Source organism: Streptomyces sp. WAC 06738, assembly GCF_003945505.1.
In the GTDB taxonomy this organism is placed as follows: Bacteria; Actinomycetota; Actinomycetes; order Streptomycetales; family Streptomycetaceae; genus Streptomyces.
In genome coordinates this window covers 2,410,416-2,428,862 of record NZ_CP029618.1, presented here as the reverse complement: position 1 = coordinate 2,428,862, position 18,447 = coordinate 2,410,416, and the positions used below count along the sequence as shown (strand labels likewise).

At 74.5% G+C, this 18,447-nt stretch carries 16 protein-coding genes; 5 read left to right on the top strand and 11 right to left on the bottom strand.

Annotated elements, in window-relative coordinates; genetic code table 11:
- Positions 1-2 precede the first annotated feature (2 nt).
- The 3 genes from DMB38_RS10160 to DMB38_RS10150 all read left to right on the top strand — a co-directional run bounded on the left by DMB38_RS10160 (position 3) and on the right by DMB38_RS10150 (position 2,820).
- Positions 3-1,355, top strand: coding sequence for a sensor histidine kinase (locus DMB38_RS10160; RefSeq protein WP_125934892.1), 1,353 nt, complete (start codon positions 3-5; stop codon positions 1,353-1,355).
- A 1-nt stretch (position 1,356) separates the two neighbouring features.
- Positions 1,357-2,007, top strand: coding sequence for a response regulator transcription factor (locus DMB38_RS10155; protein ID WP_125934891.1), 651 nt, complete (start codon positions 1,357-1,359; stop codon positions 2,005-2,007).
- Positions 2,008-2,109: 102 nt separating this feature from the next.
- Positions 2,110-2,820, top strand: coding sequence for a S1 family peptidase (locus tag DMB38_RS10150; protein WP_125934890.1), 711 nt, complete (start codon positions 2,110-2,112; stop codon positions 2,818-2,820).
- Here the strand turns inward: DMB38_RS10150 and DMB38_RS10145 are convergent.
- The gene (locus DMB38_RS10145) at positions 2,807-3,724 is read right to left on the bottom strand and encodes an alpha/beta hydrolase (RefSeq protein ID WP_125934889.1); all 918 of its coding nucleotides are present in this window, start codon (positions 3,722-3,724) and stop codon (positions 2,807-2,809) included. The genes DMB38_RS10150 and DMB38_RS10145 overlap by 14 nt on opposite strands.
- A 133-nt stretch (positions 3,725-3,857) precedes the next feature.
- Between DMB38_RS10145 and DMB38_RS10140 the strand changes: the two genes are divergently transcribed.
- Positions 3,858-5,924: a BTAD domain-containing putative transcriptional regulator gene (locus tag DMB38_RS10140; protein ID WP_125934888.1), complete on the top strand. Its 2,067-nt coding sequence runs from the start codon at positions 3,858-3,860 to the stop codon at positions 5,922-5,924.
- A gap of 6 nt (positions 5,925-5,930) precedes the next feature.
- Here the strand turns inward: DMB38_RS10140 and DMB38_RS10135 are convergent, their stop codons facing one another.
- The 9 genes from DMB38_RS10135 to DMB38_RS10095 form a co-directional block, all read right to left on the bottom strand.
- Positions 5,931-6,416, bottom strand: a complete 486-nt coding sequence (locus tag DMB38_RS10135; RefSeq protein WP_125934887.1) for a pyridoxamine 5'-phosphate oxidase family protein — start codon at positions 6,414-6,416, stop codon at positions 5,931-5,933.
- 105 nt (positions 6,417-6,521) lie between these two features.
- A complete protein-coding gene (locus DMB38_RS10130) occupies positions 6,522-7,916 on the bottom strand; it encodes an MmgE/PrpD family protein (RefSeq protein ID WP_125934886.1) in 1,395 nt (464 codons plus the stop codon).
- Between the two features lie 41 nt (positions 7,917-7,957).
- A complete protein-coding gene (locus DMB38_RS10125; RefSeq protein ID WP_125934885.1) occupies positions 7,958-9,235 on the bottom strand; it encodes an aminotransferase class I/II-fold pyridoxal phosphate-dependent enzyme in 1,278 nt (425 codons plus the stop codon).
- Positions 9,232-9,936 carry an HAD-IA family hydrolase gene (locus tag DMB38_RS10120; RefSeq protein ID WP_125934884.1) on the bottom strand — a complete coding sequence of 235 codons (705 nt, stop codon included), beginning with the start codon at positions 9,934-9,936 and terminating at the stop codon, positions 9,232-9,234. The genes DMB38_RS10125 and DMB38_RS10120 overlap by 4 nt, the downstream gene beginning before the upstream one ends.
- Before the next feature lie 68 nt (positions 9,937-10,004).
- Positions 10,005-10,562 carry a CGNR zinc finger domain-containing protein gene (locus DMB38_RS10115; protein ID WP_047015857.1) on the bottom strand — a complete coding sequence of 186 codons (558 nt, stop codon included), beginning with the start codon at positions 10,560-10,562 and terminating at the stop codon, positions 10,005-10,007.
- 66 nt (positions 10,563-10,628) lie between these two features.
- A complete protein-coding gene (locus tag DMB38_RS10110) occupies positions 10,629-11,225 on the bottom strand; it encodes a flavodoxin family protein (protein ID WP_125934883.1) in 597 nt (198 codons plus the stop codon).
- 138 nt (positions 11,226-11,363) lie between these two features.
- Entirely contained in the window at positions 11,364-12,350 is a 987-nt protein-coding gene (locus DMB38_RS10105) for a DUF3500 domain-containing protein (protein ID WP_125934882.1), read from the bottom strand.
- 88 nt (positions 12,351-12,438) lie between these two features.
- Positions 12,439-14,370 carry a ricin-type beta-trefoil lectin domain protein gene (locus DMB38_RS10100; protein ID WP_125934881.1) on the bottom strand — a complete coding sequence of 644 codons (1,932 nt, stop codon included), beginning with the start codon at positions 14,368-14,370 and terminating at the stop codon, positions 12,439-12,441.
- Positions 14,371-14,561: 191 nt separating this feature from the next.
- A complete protein-coding gene (locus DMB38_RS10095) occupies positions 14,562-15,101 on the bottom strand; it encodes a hypothetical protein (protein WP_125934880.1) in 540 nt (179 codons plus the stop codon).
- A gap of 199 nt (positions 15,102-15,300) precedes the next feature.
- Between DMB38_RS10095 and DMB38_RS10090 the strand changes: the two genes are divergently transcribed.
- Positions 15,301-17,682, top strand: coding sequence for an excinuclease ABC subunit UvrA (locus DMB38_RS10090; protein WP_125934879.1), 2,382 nt, complete (start codon positions 15,301-15,303; stop codon positions 17,680-17,682).
- 30 nt (positions 17,683-17,712) lie between these two features.
- Here DMB38_RS10090 and DMB38_RS10085 read toward each other — a convergent pair whose 3' ends face one another.
- A complete protein-coding gene (locus DMB38_RS10085) occupies positions 17,713-18,312 on the bottom strand; it encodes a tropomyosin (protein ID WP_240662094.1) in 600 nt (199 codons plus the stop codon).
- Positions 18,313-18,447: the final 135 nt, after the last annotated feature.

The following is an 18,447-nucleotide window of genomic DNA, read 5'->3' as shown; positions in this document are numbered from 1 at the left end:
GCATGCTTCCTCGGCCACGGCGCGGCGACCCCCTCTGGATCTGGATGCTGCACGGCTGGGACGTCTTCTCCTGGGCGATCATCGGCCTGCTGACACTGGTCACGATCCTCGGAGACGTCCCGGCCGGGGACCGGTACGGGTCGCTCGCGCCCGTGGCACTGCTCGCCCTCGGCTACGCGGTCGTGCGCAGCCGCCCCGGGAATCCGGTGCGGCTCGCGTACGGCTATCTCGTCCTGCTGATTCTCGTCCTGGGGTGGCTGTCGTGGCTCCGCGACGGCTACGGCGTGCTCTACACGGTGACGCTGGCCCAGTTCGTGATCTTCGTGGACGGCCTGCGGGGCGCCGTCGTCAGCAGCGCTCTCGGCGCCGTCGCGATCACTCTCGGCGGTGCGCTGCGCGAGGGCTGGGGCGTCGGCAGTCTCGCCACCAACGCCCTCTCGTCCGTCGCGGTCTACGCCGTCAGCGTCATGATCGCGCTGCTGACCCCCCGGGCACTGGCGGTACGCGACGAGCGCGCCCGGTTGCGCAGCCGGCTGGCCGACGCCGAACAGCAACTCGTGCGGGCGCAGAAGCGGCAGGGCGCCGCCGAGGAGCGGGAGCGCATCGCCCGGGAGATCCACGACACCCTCGCGCAGGGCTTCGCTTCGATCGTCGTACTCGCCGAGGCGGCGCGCGCCGGGCTGGCCGCCGAGCCCGCGAAGAGCGCGCAGCAGTTGCTTTCCATCGAACGCACCGCCCGCGAGAACCTCGCCGAGGCCCGCGTCCTCGTCGGCGCCGCCCCGCGCAGCGGTGTCGCCGCCGGTTCCGTCGCCACCACGCTGCGGCGCACCCTCGACCGCTTCGCCGAGGACACCGGGCTCGTGGTCGAGGCCCAACTGCCTGACGTCGACTGCGACCAGCCGACCCGGATCGCACTCCTGCGCTGTACGCAGGAGTCGCTGGCCAACGTGCGCAAGCACGCGGAGGCGTCGACGGTCGGGGTGGTGCTGACGGCGGGCCCGGAGGGCATCGAGCTGGAGATCACCGACGACGGGAAGGGGTTCGTACCAGGGGCGGCGGGGCCGGGCGCGACTCGCGGCGGCGGCGCCGGTGTCGACGACGGCGAGGCGGACGGCGCCGTGCCTGCCGGGGGCTTCGGGCTGGACGGGATGCGCCGGCGGCTCGCCGAGTTCGGCGGCGAGCTCACCGTGACCAGTTCCCCCGGTGACGGCACCCGCATACTCGTCACCGTGCCCGCCGCCGCGCCCACCGCGGACGGCGCCCTCCCGGACGGGACCCGTGCGGCCGGGGCCGCCGCCGTCACCGCCGCCGGCCCGACGGGCGCCACCGGAATCGCCACGGACGGACAGGTCTGAGATGCCGACACCCGTACATGCCACTCCGCTCCGCGTCGTCCTCGCCGACGACCACATCGTGATGCGCGCGGGCCTCGTCGCGCTCCTCGCCGCCGAGCCCAGCATCGAGGTCGTCGGCGAGGCCGGCGACGGCCGCGAGGCCGTCGCCCTCGTCGCCCGCCTCGATCCGGACGTCGCCCTGCTCGACCTGCGGATGCCGCAGCTCGACGGCGTCGGCGCCACCGCCGCGATCGTCGCGGCAGCGGCGCGTACCCGGGTGCTGATCCTCACCACGTACGACACGGACAGCGAGATCGAGCGCGCGGTCGAGGCCGGTGCCACCGGCTATCTGCTGAAGGACGCCACCCGCGCCCAGTTGGTCGACGCCATCCACGCCGCCTCCCGCGGCGAGACGGTCCTCGCGCCCCGCGTCGCCCAGCGCCTGGTGGCGAAGATGCGCAGCCCCGCGCCGGTGACGCTGACGCCGCGTGAGTCCGAGGTACTGGCCGGCGTGGCCGAGGGGCTGTCGAACGCCGAGATCGGCAAGCGCCTGTTCATCGGCGAAGCCACCGTGAAGACCCACCTGCTGCGCATCTTCGCCAAGCTCGACGTCAGCGACCGTACCCGCGCCGTGGTCGTCGCCCTGGAGAGCGGCCTGCTGCCGAGCCGCTGAGGCCCGGAGCTTACGGGCCGCTCCCGGCACGCCCCCTTCCTGCTTCCGCGCGGCGCGCGCACAATGCGGTCGACACCGTCGCCGCCCGGAAGGCAGGGACCCGTGAGCCGACGCCGTACCGCACCCCCGTTACGCACCACCGCCACCGCCGCCGTCCTCGCCGTGCTCGGCGCGCTGCTGACCGTGCTCGCCCCGCCCGCGTCGGCGTCCGACGCGGCGCGGCCCGCCGCGGCGACCGCGATGCGCGGCGGTGAGGCGCTGTACGGGCCCTCGTACGCCTGCACGCTGGGCTTCAACGCCGTGAGCGGCGGCACCTCGTACGGCATCATCGCCGGCCACTGCGCCGACGTCGGCAGCACGTGGGCCGTCGAGGCGGAGGGCGGCCGCGTGTCCGTCGGCGTGACCTCCGGGTCGGTCTTCCCCGGCAGCGACTACGGCGTCGTCCGCTACACCAACACCTCCGTGTCGTACCCCGGCGAGGTCAAGGGCAGCGGCGGCGCGCCGGTGGACATCACCGGCGCGGCCGACCCGGCGCCCGGCATGCCGCTGTGCCACTACGGGCGGGTCGGCGGCTACCGCTGCGGCACGGTGCAGGCGGTCAACCTCACCGTGAACTTCCCCGGCGGGACCGTCTCGGGACTCTTCCGCTCCACCATCTGCTCCGAGCCCGGCGACACCGGCGGACCCGCGTTCTCCGGCGGCCGGGCGGTCGGCATCATCGTCGGCGGCAGCGGCGACTGCACCAGCGGCGGCGTCACGTACTACCAGCCCGTCAAGGAGATCCTGTCCGCCTACGGCCTCACGCTGTCGTAGCCGCGGAGGTACGGGCGAGGAGGTCGCGCAGCGCCGCGGCCACCTCGTCCGGGGCCTCCTCGGCCATGAAGTGGCCGCAGTTCACGGTGGCGTGCCGCAGGTCGGGGGCCCAGGCGCGCCACCGCGCGGCGGCGTCGAAGCCGAGCGCGGCGCCCCAGTCCTGCTGGAGGACGGCGACCGGCATGCGCAGCAGGTTGCCGGCGTCGCGGTCGGCGGTGTCGTGCTCGACGTCGACGCCCGCGGAGGCGCGGTAGTCCGCCACGATCGACGGCACCGCTTCGCGGGACGCGGCGAGATACGCCGCGCGCACGTCGGTGGGGACGGCGTCCCCGCCACCGGACCAGATGTCGAGGAAGTGGCCGAAGAACGCGTCCGGGGCGGCGGCGATCATCTCCTCGGGCAGGCCGGGCGGTTGCGCCATGAGGTACAGGTGGAAGCCGACCGCGGCCGACACCCCGTGCATCACGTCCCACATGTCGAGCGTCGGCAGCACGTCCAGGCACGCCAGGTGGGTCACCGCGTCCGGGTGGTCCAGCCCCGCGCGGAACGCCACCAGCGCGCCGCGGTCGTGGCCCGCGAGCGCGAAGCGCTCGTACCCCAGCGCGCGGGCGAGCGCCACGACGTCCTCGGCCATCGTGCGCTTCGCGTACGTGCCGCCGCCGGGCCCGCCCGCTGCCTCGGCCGGCTTGTCGCTGGCGCCGTAGCCGCGCAGGTCGGGGCAGATGACGGTGTGGTCGGCGGCGAGCCGGGCGGCGACGTGCCGCCACATGAGGTGGGTCTGCGGGAAGCCGTGCAGCAGCACGACGGGGCTGCCGCCGGGGTTGCCGCCGACGGCGGCGCTGAGGGCGACGCCGTCGGCGACGGGGACGCGCCGGTAGTCGAAGCCGGGGATGCGGGGTGACATGGGGGATTCCCTTCGTGGCCGATCGTTGCCCCCAGCGTGCGCGGCGCGGATGAGCAGCGGATGAGCGCGCTGTACGGTGGCGCCCGGCGGGTCCCGGGCGGGTCCCGGGCCGGGTCTGGAGAGGTGGTCGGCGGTGCGGGTCCTTTTCGGCGTGCTGGGTCCTGTGACGGCCTGGGACGTCGACGGGGCCGGGTCCTCCGGCCCCGGGGGCGGCGGCGCGGAGGACGGAGTGATCGCGCTGAAGGGGCCGCGGCACCGGGCCGTGCTCGCCCGCCTGATCGTCGCGCGCCGCCGCGTCGTCCCGGTCGGCCTGCTGGTCGAGGACCTGTGGACCGACCCGCCCGCGGACGCCGTGGGCGCGGTACGCACCTTCGTCGCCGCGCTGCGCCGCGCCCTCGAACCCGGCCGCCCGCCGCGCGCGCCCGCGCGGCTGCTGGTCACGCAGGGCCCGGGGTACGCGCTGCGCGCCGCACCGGACGCCGTCGACGCCTGGCGCTTCGAGAGCGCGGTGGCCGAGGCGAGAGACCTGCCGCCGGGGGAGGCGGTGGCGCGCCTCGAAGAGGCGCTGGGCTGGTGGCGCGGCCCCGCGTACGCGGAGTTCGCCGACCTGCCGTGGGCCCGTACCGAGCGCTCCCGCCTCGCCGACCTGCGCCTGCACGCCGTCGAGTCGCACGCGGAGGCCCGGCTGTCGCTGGGCCGCGCCGCCGAGACCGCCGCGGACCTGGACGCCCACGTGGCGGAGCACCCCTGGCGCGAGGACGCCTGGCGCCTGCTGGCGCTGGCCCTGTACCGCGCGGGCCGCCAGGCCGACGCGCTCGCGGTGCTGCGCCGGGCGCGTACGACGCTGGGCGGGCAGTTGGGCGTGGACCCGGGTCCGGCGCTGCGGCGGCTGGAGACGGACATCCTGGCGCAGGCGGACCACCTGGAGGCGCCGGGCGGGGGCGACGAGGCGCGGCGGGTGTGGGCCGAGGCGGCGGCCGCGTACGACCGGGCCGTCGCCGGCGGGGCGCGGGCGCGGCTGGAGTCCACGGTCGGGCTGCTGCGCAGCCTCGCGGTCACCGGGGGCGGCGGGCTCCAGGCCGCGCGGCGGCACCGGGTGGCGGCCGTCGAGGCGGCCGAGGAGTCGGGCGACCCCGAGCTGACCGCCCGGGTGATCGGCGCGTACGACGTGCCCGCCGTCTGGACCCGCGTCGACGATCCGGAGCAGGCCGGCCGCGTCGTGGCCGCCGCCGAACGCGCCCTCGCCGCGCTGCCGCCCGCCGAGCACGCCGCCGTACGGGCCCGGCTGCTGGCCACCGTCGCCGTCGAGTCCCGCGGCACCCGCGCGGCGCGCGGGCCGCAGGCCGCCCGGGAGGCGGAGCGGCTGGCCCGCGGCCTGGACGATCCGGCGCTGCTGGCGTTCGCGCTCAACGGCGTGTTCATGCAGACCTTCGAGCGCACCGGTCTGGCCGCGGAACGGGACCGGATCGGCGCCGAGCTGGCCGGGCTCGCGGCGCGGCACGGCCTCGTGACGTACGAGGTGCTGGGCCACCTGATCCGGCTCCAGGCCCGCGCCGCGCTGGCGGACTTCCCGGGTGCGGACGAGCACGCCGCCGCGGCCGACCGGCTCGCCGAGCGCCACGAACTGCCGCTGGTCGCGGTCTTCACCGGCTGGTACGCCGCCCTCCGCCTCGCCGAAACCGGCACCCCGCCCCCGTACGCCGCGGCCCCGGCAGAGGCCGGACCCGCCGGCCGTGACGCGGCCGGGCGGTCCGAGGACGCCTACCGCGCCGCCGCCCGCCTCCTCGACGGGGCCGGGATGCCCGGTCTGGAGCGGGGGCTGCTCCCCTTGGCGCTGCTCTGCCTGCGGCTGCGGCGCGGGCTCCCCGTGGCCGTCGGCCCGGACTCCGACTGGGGCCCGTACGAGCCGTGGGTGCGGCCCCTCCTCCTGCTGGGCGAGGGGCGGCAGGCGGAGGCGGCGACGGCGCTGCGGACCGCGCCGGAGCCGCCGCGCGATCTGATGCAGGAGGCCGTCTGGTGCCTCCTCGCACGGGCCGCCGTCGAACTCGGCGACCGCGAGACCATGGCGCGCGCCCGCGACCGCCTCGCCCCCGCCGCGGACGAGATCGCCGGCGCCGGGACCGGGCTGCTCACCCTGGGGCCCGTCGCGGCCCACCTCGCCGCGCTCACCGCCGCACTGGGCGACACACCGCCCGCGTAGCCCGCGTCAGAGCCGGACCTCGCGGCGGGTGTCTATGCCCGTGCCGTACACCGGGTCGCGGCCCGGGACGTGGACTTCGCAGCTCGTCGCCCTGGCCCGGTAGAGCCGCAGTCCGGCGTCGCCGCTGAGGTCCGCGGGCCGGAACCGCGTGGCCCCGGCGGCGACGGCACCCCCGAACGCCTCGTCGCACGCCGCCGCGAGCTGTGCCTCCGGCACCTCCTCCGCCGTCGCGCCGACGTACACCGCGCGACCTTCACCGATCGCCGCGGTGGAGTCGTAGACGACGAACTCGACGCCGGGCCGGGCCGCGATGTTGGCGGAGTGCCGCGCGCGGGGCGAGGAGACCCAGTAGAAGGTGCGGTAACCGGCGTGCGTGAAGAACACCGGCGAGACCCGCGGCCGCCCGTCGGGCCCCGCGGTGCCCAGGGTGAGATAGCGGTTCGCGTCGAGCACGCTGCGCGCCAGCCCGGCCAGGTCGTCGGGAAGTGTCACGGCTGTCCCCCTTCACCTTTCGCGGCCGCCGCCGGCCGTCCGGCGACGGTATCCGACGCGACTGACAACCGCCGCCGGGCCGCCGTGGCGCCCCGCCCTCCCCGCTCAGTCCCGCGCCCCCACCGGCTCCGCCGCCAGCAGCGACGTCAGCGCGGCGATGTCCGCCGCACCGTCCAGCCCGTCCACCGCCGCCTTGATCTCCCGCGCCCGCTCCCCGCCGAGCACGTCCGCCGTCAGCGCCGCGAACTTGCGCTCCAGGTCCGCCTCCGACAGCGGGTTTTCGGGCGCGCCCAGCGGGTGTTCGACGTCGCGTACGTACGTCTCGCCCGAGCGCGTGGTCACTTCCGTCACCGACGCCACCGACTGCCGCAGCGCGCCCGCGCGTGCGTCCAGGGCCGCGTCCCCCGTGACCGTGATGCGCGCACTGAGCGCGGCGATCGCCGGGTCGGTGGTGCGCAGGTCGGCCATGATGTCGGCGAAGCCGACGTGGCCGCGGTGGGCGGCGACCGCCAGGACGTACTGCATGCAGTGGGAGCGCAGCGGGTTGGCGTCCACCACGTGGTACGAGGAGCGCGGGGCGCGGACGGCGACGCGGTCGATGTCGCCGGGGCGCAGGTCGTGGGAGCGCATGATGTCCAGCAGCCCGTCGAGGGCGGCGGGGATGAACACGCAGCAGGAGTTGCGCTTGAAGAACAGCTCCCCGACCGCGTACCGCTCGCCGATCCCGGCGAGCAGCGCCTCCTGGTCCCACTGCCCCGTGAAGGCATGCCCGAAGGGGTATTTGCCGCCGAAGACGTCCGCCGGACCGCGCAGCCCGATCCCCGCGAGCGTGGCGGCCTGCACCCCGGCCTGGGCGGCGAGGCCGATGTTGAGGGGGCGGGACTGCTCCGTGGGGTCGTCCACCCACGACAGCAGCCCGGACGCGCTCGTGCCCGCCAGCCCCAGCGCGGCCGCGAACCGCTCCTCGTCCAGGCCCAGCAGCAGGCCCGCGGCGACCGCGCTGCCGAACGTGCCCGCGACCGTCGTCGGGTGGAAGCCGCGCGCGTACTGGACGGCCGGGCCGAGGGCGTAGCTGACGCGGGCGGCGACGTCGATGCCGGCGACCGTGGCGGCCAGCACCCCGGCACCGGAGGAGCGCTCCCGCTCTCCCACGGCGAGCGCGGCGGGGGCGACGACGGCGATGGCGTGGACGTTGGCGGAGGGATGGTGGCTCTCGATGTCGCAGTAGTAGGCGAGGGTGCCGTTGGCGAGGGCGGCGGTGCTCGCGTCGGTGCGCAGCGCGGAGCCGAAGAGGCGGGAGGTGCCGGGGCCGGCTTCGGCGGCGGTCCGCTCCAGCAGGTCCATCACCGGGTAGCGGCGGGAGGTGGCGGCCAGCAGGGCGCCGAGGCAGTCGTAGAGCGCGTTCTTCGCCTGGCGGACGACGGGGGCGGGGAGGCGGTCGTACGCGAAGACGTCGAGGCGGTCGAGGAGTTGCTGCGTGCGGGTACGGGTGCGGGACATGGCGGGATCCTCCCGGGTGCGGTGGTACGGAATCGGCGCGATCAGCGCGCGAGCGCGCGCAGCACCGTGGTCATCCGGCCGAGGGCGGCCGCCCACACCGCCTCGTCGCGGGCATAGCAGACCCGCAAGGAGCCGATGCCGCGCGGCCCGAACTGGTAGCCGGGGCTGACCAGGACGCCCGCCTCGCGCACGAGCCGGTCGGCGAGGACGTGGTCGGGCACGCCGAGCGCGGAGGCGTCGACGAAGAGGTACGCGGTCCCCGGCGGCCGGGGGCCGCCCCGGGCCCGCAGCCCGAGGTCCGCCGCGTCCGCCAGCCACACCGCCGTCTGCTCGCGCAGGGCGCGCAGGTCGGCCAGCCGGTCCCGGACGAACTCCTCGTCGTCGCGGAGCCACCGGGTCAGCAGGTGCTGCGCGTAGGCGGGCGCCCGCAGGGACATCGCGGCGAGCACGTCCTCCGCACCGTCGGCGACGTCTCCGGGCGCGACGACGACGCCGACGCGGTAACCCGACAGGGACTCGGTCTTGGACGGCCCCGTGACGGTGGCGCACCGCCCGCGCATGCCGGGCTCGGCGATCAGACGGGGGAGCGGGGCGTCGTAGACGAGCCGGGCGTACAGCTCGTCGACGACGGCGAAGGCGTCGTGCTCGCGCACGAGCGCGGCGATCCCGGCGACGACCTCGGGCGGGTAGACCGCGCCGGTCGGGTTGTTGGGGTGCGAGAACAGCACGACGGAGGCGCCGCCGCGCAGCGCCGCGGCGAGCTCGTCCAGGTCGGGTACGAGGCCGTCGTGCGGTCCCGCGCCGGCCGGGCCCGGGACCAGCGGCACGTGGTGGACGTGCGCGCCGAGGAGCCGCAGGATGCGCTCGCTGAAGAGGTAGTCGGGATCGACGAGCGCGACCGTGTCGCCCGGGGAGACGAGCGCGGCGAGGGTGGCGAAGAGGCCGGCCTGCGAGCCGGGGGTGAGGAGCAGTTCGCGGTCCGGGTCGACGGGGATGCCGAGGCGGCGGCCCAGTTCCCGCGCCACCGGCCGCCGGACGGCCGCCGCGCCGCGGTACGGGGTGTAGGCGTGGGCCCCGTCCGCCGCCGCGGCGGCGAACGTCTCGGCGGCCCAGGGCGGCGGCGGGAAGCGGACGGTGTCGAAGTGCGTGGTGTCCAGCACGTCGCCGGTCACCCCGGCGGCCACGAAGCGGTCGGCCTCGCGGACGGAGAGGCCCAGGCGCCCGGCGCGCTCGGGCAGGTGGAGGCGGCGGACGGCGGTGGCGCGGCCGTAGCCGGGCTTCCGGTGCGTACGCCCGGATGCGGGCTCCGGGCTCCTCACGCCGCCTCCGTCAGGCCCAGCAGCTCCGGCAGGCCGCGCAGGTCGGGCAGTTGGGCAGTGGGCGCGGGGGTGGTGGGGCGCAGTTCCTGGCCCTGCCGGTTGATCCACACGGTCGGGATGCCCATCGGTACGGAGCGCGGCAGGTCGACGTACTGCGACTGGGCCACGTGCACCGCCTCGTGCGGCTCCACGCCCGCGCGGCCGAGGACGAGTTCGAAGAGCGCCCGGTGCGGCTTGTACGCGCCGACCGCCTCGCCGGTGAAGACGTACGTGAAGGGGTCGCCCAGCTTGCGCACGCTGACGTCGATGATGTCGCGCTGGCTGTTGGAGATCGTGGCCAGCGGAGCGTGCGCGCCCAGCAGGCGCAGCGTCCCGACGCTGTCGGCGAAGGGGTCGGCTTCGGCCATCACGTCGCCGAGCGCGGCCAGTTCCGCGTCGTCCGCGGTGATCCCGGCCTCCGCGGCGAGGGCCTCGGCCATGGTCGTGGCGAGCAGGTCGCGGTAGGGCAGGAAGCGGCCGTGGACGGCGGGCAGGGCGTAGCCGTAGTACCAGCGGCGGTAGAAGGCGGCGACGTCCGTGTCCTGCGCCCGTGCCGCGAACAGCGCGCGCAGGTGGGCGCGGAGGGCGCCGTCCCAGTCGATGAGGGTGCCGTAGGTGTCGAAGGTGATGAGCCGGGGGCGGGTCGGCAGCGGAGTGGGCATGGCTCGACCGTAGGACCGTTCATTGACATTGGTCAAGAGCTGATAACTCATGTACGAAGCGGGAGCGGCTAGCCGGCGCTCCGCGTGCGCTTGCGCTCCCGGTAGGCGGTGACGTGGGCGCGGTTGCCGCAGCTCTTGGTGTCGCAGTAACGGCGCAGCCCCGGGCGGGAGGCGTCGACGAAGACGTTGGCGCAGTCGGCGCCGTCGCAGATCCGCAGCCGCCCCGCGCCGCCGTCGGCGATCGCGGTCAGCAGCGCGACCACGCACGACGTCGCCACCCGCTCGCCCAGCGGCGCCCGCGGGCGGGCGTAGTGCCAGTGCCAGGCGCCGTCGTGGTCGGTGAGGTGGGGCTGCGCGCGCAGGTCGCGCAGGAGCGCGTTGAGGTCGGCGACGGACTTCTGCACGGGTGTGCCGCCGAAGACGAACCGCAGTCGCGGGCGCAGTCGCCGCAGCCGCTCCAGGTCGGCGGCGGAGACCGCGCGGCCGACGTCCCAGTGGTGCCGGGCGAGGAGCGCGGCCGCGTCCTCGCCGTCGCGCAGCCGGTCCCTGCCGGTGATGACGTCCAGGCTGTTGACCAGGTCGACGGCCGTGAGTGCGGCCTGCCCCGTGTAATCACTTACGGCCATGGTGACTTCCGCTCGTACCCATTACTTAAGGCAAAGATACCAATGGCGGCGGGTGCGGCCCGCCCGTCACGTGACGCCCAGCGCCGCCCGTCCCGCGAGCACCACTGCGGTGTGCCGCGCGACCCGTGCGCCCAGGTGCTCGGCGGTCGCGATGTCGGCCTTGTGCACGGCGTCGGTGCCCAGGTCGCCCATGGTGGTGGCGGCGGCGCCGTTGAAGTAGCCGAGGCGGTTGAGGTCGTTCTCGCTCTCGTGGCTGAGGTGCCAGCCCGGCGCGAGACCGAGGTTGACCCAGTGCATCTGGTGCTGGGCGGCGAGGGTCGCGAAGTACCCGAGGGTGATGTGCTTGTCGCCGGCCTTGCACGACGAGTGCGTGAAGCCCGCCCCGATCTTGTCCTTCCAGGACTGCGTCGACCAGCGCGTGCTGGTCGACTCGGCGAAGACGTGGAACGCGCCGGAGGCGGAGCCCATGAGCGTCGGCGCCCCGAACACGATGGCGTCCGCGGCGTCCAGCGTCTCCCAGTCGCCGTCCTGCATCTCCTCGACGAGGACCATCGCCACCGTGCTGCCCGCCGCCTCGGCGCCGGCCCTGACGGCCTCCGCCAGCACGTGGGTGTGGCCGCGGCGCGAGTGGTAGGCGATCGCGATGCTGGGTGACGTGTCCATCGAGTGGTTCCCCCGTTACCGGTCCATGGCCGATGCCGTAAGGGCCAGGATCGGGCCGGGAGGTTGGCCGAGACTAACCCCTGACTTGACGCCCACTTGGCGCGGCGGCGCGCGGTGAAGGGGGCAGGCTCCGGCCGCTCATCCGTGGCCGCTCTCGTAGTGGGCGCGGAGGAGGTCAAGACCCCAGTCGTGGCGCGTGTGGCGCCATACGGAGTGGGCGTGGTTGCCGTCGTCCTGGGTGTTGTCGTACTCGATGAGGAAGTCCGGGGCGCGCACGCAGTAGTAGTGCCGGTCGCCCGGGGCGAGGCCGCCGGCCCAGGCGAACGAGAGCCGCTCCAGGCCCCCGGCCACCGTGTCCGACCAGCATGCGCGCGCGTACGCCTCGGGTGCCCGCGCCAGGTAGCGGCGGACCAGGCGCTCCAGCAGCGCGCGCTGGGCCGGGGTCATGGCCGCGTACGGCAGGCCCGGCGGCAGCAGGTCCGGGTCGGCGAAGGGGTCGGCGCGGGTGAGGATGTCGTCCGGGGGCTCGGCGGAGTAGACCGCCGTGCTGCGGGCGGCGGTGTCCAGGTCCCTGACCAGTTCGCGGGCCAGGTCCTCCTCGGGTCCCAGCAGCCGTCCCGCCCGCGGTCCCGAGGCGACGACCGCGGGCTCCGAGCCGACGAAGTGCGGGGTGACCCGCAGCCAGGCGGGCGTGATCAGCACGTGTACGGCCAGGTGGTGGCCGTTCATCCGCCAGCCCCACGGTCCTTCGCCGTCCGGGTCGCCGAGCAGCCGCAGCCAGTAGCGGTCGGGCCCGGGGCGGCCGGCCAGCTCGCGGCGGTGGCGCTCCACCTCGATCGCCCCGGCCGCCAGCCGCCCTCCGTGCGCGCTGTGCGCCGCGGCGAGCAGCGCGTCGACGGCTTCGCGCTGCTTGCCGTCCAGTTCCTCGGTGGACAGCCCGGGTCGGGGTCCCGGCAGGTACGTCCACTCGCGCAGCTCCGGCGCGTCCAGCCGGGCGGGCCCGGCGCGCAGCTCCCGTACCTGCTCGGGCGCCAGCACCGATAGCAGCGCCCGCGCGGCCTCCCGCATCCGCGCCGCGGTCGCCGCCGTGCCGGCCGTCGCCGTTGGTTCGTCGGACCCGCCCACCCGTTCCTCCTGCCCGTCACGCGGTCACCGGGGGCGGCGCCCCCGGTGACCCATGGTGCAGTACGCGCGCAGCGCGCGCGGGCGGGGTTCACGCCGTGTTGAGCGTCCACTTCTGGTTGGCGCCGCCCGTACACGACCAGATCTGCGTCTTCGTGCCGTCCGCGGAGGTGTTGCCGGTGACGTCGAGGCACTTCCCCGAGCCCGCCCCCACGACGTCGTGGGTCACGGGATCGTACGACCACTGCTGCGCCGCGGTGCCGTTGCAGCCGTAGAGCTGGACGGCGGTGCCGTTCGCCGTGCCCGCGCCGGCGACGTCCAGGCACTTGCCGAGCGCCCGTACGGTGCCGTCCGCGCCCACGGTCCAGCGCTGCGCGGCGCTGCCGTTGCAGCCGTAGATCTGCACGGGGGTGCCGTCCGCGGTGGCGCCGCCCGCGACGTCGAGGCACTTGCCCGCGATGCCGGTCAGCGTGCCCGTACCCGTACCGGGTGCGGTGCCGGAGGGGGTGCCGGACCAGGTGAAGGTGGCGGTGGTGCGGGCGGGCAGGGAGTAGACGAAGGACTGGCCGCCCCAGTCGACGCGTACGGAGCGCGCGGACGTGCCCCCGTTGTGGGCGATCAGGGCCTTGGAGCCGTCGGGGTTGCGCCAGGCCACGTTCTGCACCGTGCTGCCGGCCGTGGAGGAGATGCGCCGGGCGCCGGGCTTGACGAACTTGGTGAGGTGGCCGGTGGTGTAGTACTCGATGGTGTTGTCGACCTGACCCGCCCGCGGGCCGCCCTCCTGGACCGTGACCAGGCCCGTGCAGGTGCCGCAGCCGCCGTTGTGCGGGCCCATGTCCTGGTTGAGCGCGAGGCTCCACTTGACCACGCTGCCGCTCCAGTTGCGGGTGTAGTTGACGATGTCGGCCATGTCCTCGTTGTGCTGGTTGCCGATCCAGGTGCCGCCGGAGTGCTCGGTGCTGAACTGCGGGACGTTCGGGTACTGCTGGTGCACCTGGCTGCCGACCGCCGGATCGCCGGCGTAGCCGTGCCACGCGATGCCGCCGAAGAGCGGGTCGTTCCGCACCCCGGCGTCGGCGAGGACGGCCTGCCCGATCTGGCCGTAGTCGCCGTAGTTCCAGTCGTGCACGAGGATCTTGGTGGTGAGGCCGGCCGCGCGGAACGCCGGGTAGACGTGGTTCTTGGTGAACTCGATGAGGCCGGAGGCGTTCCAGTTCATGCCGGGGTAGTTCATGGCGGTGGGGTTGCCCGCCTGGCAGCAGTTGGGCTCGTTCTGCACGGAGAGGTAGTCGACCTTGACGCCCGCGGCCTGGTAGCTCTGCACGTACTTGACCAGGTACTGGGCGTACATGGGGTAGTACTCCCACTTCAGCCAGCCCATCTGGTCCATCCGGCCGTTGTCCTTCATCCACCCCGGCGCGCTCCACGGCACGCCCTTGACCCGCAGCGCGGGGTTGAGCTGCTTGGCCTGGGCGGTGAGCAGGCGGACGTTGGTGTCGTAGCCGTTGGCGCCGAAGTCGTCCAGGGTGCAGCAGGTGTCGTCGAGCGAGACGTGCCCGGGCCGGGACAGGTCGGAGGCGCCGATCGGGTTGCGGACGAAGGAGAGCCCGATGCCGTCGGTCGGCGAGAACAGCCGGCGCATGACGGCGTCGCGGGTCTGGGCGCTGACCGGGCCGCCGCGCAGCAGGTACGCGGTGGTGTCGGTGATCGACGCGCCGCCGCCCTCGAACTGCTGGTACGTGGTGCCCTCGTCGACCCGGATCGTCTGGTCCGCGCCGCCACCGGCCGGGCCGAAGGCGAGCGGGGACTGCTGCTGGAGCCCGCGGGTGACGTTGCGGCCGCCGGAGTCGGAGGTGGTGGTGAGCCACACGTCGACGCGCTCGCCGGCCGCGGCGGCCCGCGGGGCGAGCCCGGGGGCCGCGAGGAGGGCGGTGGCCAGCAGCAGGACGGCGGCGAGCAGCGCCGGCAGGCGGCGGCCCGGGGAGTGGGGGGTGCGGGGGTGGAGCCTGGGTGACGGGATCATCGTGTGCCCTCTCGTGGAGGAGTGCCCGTGCCTTCGGAAGCTGAAGGGTTCGCGGCTCGACAGGCTTATTTCACGGCGTGATTAAACTGATATGCCATGCTCGCGTCAAGAGGTCGGAATGCGTCCGTCCAGAAGTCGACGGCGGTACACCCTGCCGCGCCACCCGCCGCGACGGAGCTACGCCGCCGGGCTCACCGCGCGTCCGCCCACCCGGCCGCGGCCACGACCTCCGCGGCGATCCCCGCCACCTCCCGCCCGTCCGTCCCCACCCGCACGGTGCCCGCGGCGGAGCTCTCCGCCAGCCGCCGGGCCATGAGCGTGCTGCGCCGCACCTGCTCCGCCAGCTCCGAGCCCTGTTCGCGGCCCGCCAGCCGGGCGCGGGCGGTGGCGTCGGAGGCGGTGAGCAGGACGCGTACGAACCGTGCGCCCTCGCCCAGGGCCCGCGCGTACAGGCCGCTCTCGCTCGCCAGGACGCACGCGGTGTTGGTGTAGATCAGCCGCCGGCAGCCGAGCGCGGCGTAGGTGCCCCAGACCGCCGCGAGGTTGCGCTCGGTGACCAGCGCGCGGTGCGGGTCGCCGGGCGGCGCGGGGTGGAGGTGATCGAGGGCATCGCCCTCGATCAGCGCGTGCCCGAGGTCAGCGGCTCGCAGCAGGGCCGAGACCTCGTAGCCGACGGTGGACTTCCCCACCCCGGACCGGCCTCCGATGAGCAGCACTTCGGTGATCGTCACCCGCGGAGCCTGTCACCGCGCCCGCCGGGGTGTCACCCGGATTCCCGGGCGCCGCCGCAGCCGCCGCCGATCCCCGCGGGGCCGGGCCGCCGGGCGCCGGGGCCGGGCGCTCCGGGCGGATTGTCAGAGGCAGGTTCTAGGGTGGCGGAGACCGCCGGCCGAGGGGGCCGCGCGACCGCTGACACACGGAGAGACGAGCATGGCCACCAGGAAGGACACGCCGGCGCCCGAGCAGCACGCCGCCGACAGCCACGACCTGATCCGTGTGCACGGAGCGCGCGAGAACAATCTGCGGAACGTCGACGTGGAGATCCCCAAGCGCCGGCTGACCGTCTTCACCGGCGTCTCCGGCTCGGGGAAGAGCTCGCTGGTCTTCGACACGATCGCCGCCGAGTCGCAGCGGATGATCAACGAGACGTACAGCACCTTCGTGCAGGGCTTCATGCCGACCCTCGCCCGGCCGGACGTGGACGTCCTCGAAGGGCTGACCACCGCGATCATCGTCGACCAGGAGCGCATGGGCGCCAACGCCCGCTCCACCGTCGGCACCGCCACCGATGCCAACGCGCTGCTGCGCATCCTCTTCAGCCGCCTCGGCGAGCCGCACGTCGGCCCGCCGAACGCCTTCTCCTTCAACGTCGCCTCCGCCCAGGGCACCGGCGCCGTCACCGTCGACCGCGGCGCGGGGGAGACGGTCAAGGTGGCCTTCACCAGCACCGGCGGCATGTGCCCGCGCTGCGAGGGCATGGGCAGCATCTCCGACATCGACCTCAGCGAGCTGTACGACGAGACGAAGTCGCTCTCCGAGGGCGCGATCACCATCCCCGGCTACAAGGCCGGCGGCTGGATGGTCCGCCTCTACGCGGAGTCCGGCTTCTTCGACCCCGACAAGCCGATCGGCAAGTTCACCGACAAGGAACTGCACGACTTCCTCCACCACGAGCAGACCAAGCTCAAGGTGAGCGGCATGAACGTGACCTACGAGGGTCTCGTCCCGCGGGTGCAGAAGTCCTTCCTCTCCAAGGACCGCGAGTCGATGCAGCCGCACATCCGGGCCTTCGTGGACCGGATCGCCACCTTCACCGCCTGCCCCGAGTGCGAGGGCACCCGGCTCAGCGCGGCCGCCCGCTCCTCCAAGGTCGCCGGCATCAGCATCGCCGACGCCTGCGCCATGCAGATCAACGACCTGGCCGAGTGGGCTCGCGCACTGGACGAGCCCTCCGTGGCGCCGCTGCTGAAGACGCTGCGGGAGACGCTTGACTCGTTCGTGGAGATCGGCCTCGGCTACCTGTCGCTCGACCGCCCCTCGGGCACCCTCTCCGGCGGCGAGGCGCAGCGCACCAAGATGATCCGCCACCTCGGCTCCTCGCTCACCGACACCACCTACGTCTTCGACGAGCCCACCACCGGGCTGCACCCGCACGACATCCGGCGGATGAACGACCTGCTGCTGCGGCTGCGCGACAAGGGCAACACGGTGATGGTCGTCGAGCACAAGTCGGAGGTCATCTCGATCGCCGACCACATCGTGGACCTCGGTCCCGGCGCCGGCACCGCCGGGGGCACGGTCTGCTTCGAAGGCACGGTGGACGGGCTGCGCGCCGCCGGGACGGTCACCGGCCGCCACCTCGACGACCGCGCCGGGCTCAAGGACACCGTGCGCAAGGCCACCGGCGCCCTGGAGATCCGCGGTGCAAGCACGCACAACCTCCAGAACGTCGACGTCGACATCCCCCTCGGCGTCCTCTGCGTGGTCACCGGCGTCGCCGGCTCCGGCAAGAGCTCGCTGGTGCACTCCTCGCTCCCCGCCGGCGCGGGCGTGGTCTCCGTCGACCAGGGCGCCATCCGCGGCTCCCGCCGCAGCAACCCGGCGACGTACACCGGGCTGCTCGACCCCATCCGCAAGGCGTTCGCGAACGCCAACGGCGTGAAGCCGGCGCTCTTCAGCGCCAACTCCGAGGGCGCCTGTCCCGCCTGCAAGGGCGCCGGCGTGATCTACACCGACCTCGGCATCATGGCCGGTGTCTCCACCACCTGCGAGGAGTGTGACGGCAAGAGGTTCCAGGCGTCCGTCCTCGACTACCGCTTCGGCGGGCGCGACATCAGCGAGGTGCTGGCCATGCCCGTCGCGGAGGCCGAGGAGTTCTTCGCCCAGGGCGAGGCCCGTACCCCCGCGGCGCACCGGATACTCCGGCGGCTGACCGACGTCGGCCTCGGCTACGTCAGCATCGGTCAGCCGCTGACCACCCTGTCCGGCGGCGAGCGGCAGCGGCTCAAGCTGGCCACGCACATGGGCGACAAGGGCGGGATCTACGTCCTGGACGAGCCGACGACGGGACTGCACCTGGCGGACGTGGAGCAGTTGCTCGGACTGCTCGACCGGCTGGTCGACGGCGGCAAGTCGGTCATCGTCATCGAGCACCACCAGGCCGTGATGGCGCACGCCGACTGGATCGTCGACCTCGGCCCCGGCGCCGGCCACGACGGCGGCCGGGTCGTCTTCGAGGGCACGCCGGCCGACCTGGTCGCCGACCGCTCGACGCTCACCGGGGAGCACCTCGCGGAGTACGTGGGGGCGTAGCGCGGCGGCGGGGCGGACCCGCCCGGGGCGCTAGCGCGCGCCCTCCAGCCGGGCCGAGCGGGCCGCGGCGGCCTCCGCGACCCGGCGGCTCTCCCGTGCGGTGCGCTCGGCGTCCGCCAACCGCTCGCGGGCCGCCTCCACCTGCCAGTTCGCCGTGTCCCGCGCCGCGCTCGCCGCCTCCATCTCGCGTTCCAGGACGGCGATGTACTCCTGTGCCTGGCGCAGCCCGGCCTCGGCCCTGGCCCGCTGCTGCTCGGCCTGGCGCACCTCGCCGTCCAGCCGGACGGCCTGCCACTGCGCCTCCTCGGCCTCCTGGCGCGCGCTGAGCATCTCCAGGAAGCCGGCGAGGTTCCGCACCGCGCCGGCCATCTGCTGGAGCATGAACGCGGCGGCCGCCACGTCGTGCACCTCGAAGTTGTTGGCGCTGCCGGTCTCGTCCGACACCCGCAGGAACGGCCGCCCGGGACTGCCGTCGGTCAACGAGTACGCGCACAGATCCACATCGAACCCCACTGTCTGGCGCGGGTCGCCCCGCCCCTGGAACATCGCCCCGGCATTCCAGCCCAGGTGCAGCACCCGGGTCAGGTCGTCACCGAGAGCCCCGAAATGGTCTTCCGGTGAGTCGGCCATGTTGCACCACGGCGGACAGACGAATTGGAGGCATTCATCCATGACGGTCACCCTCTTCGTATCGTCACGAACCGCACCCGACTGGAGTGTTGTCGCCCGCAGGGGGTAAGAGGGGCGGGAGTGGCGATGACGCGG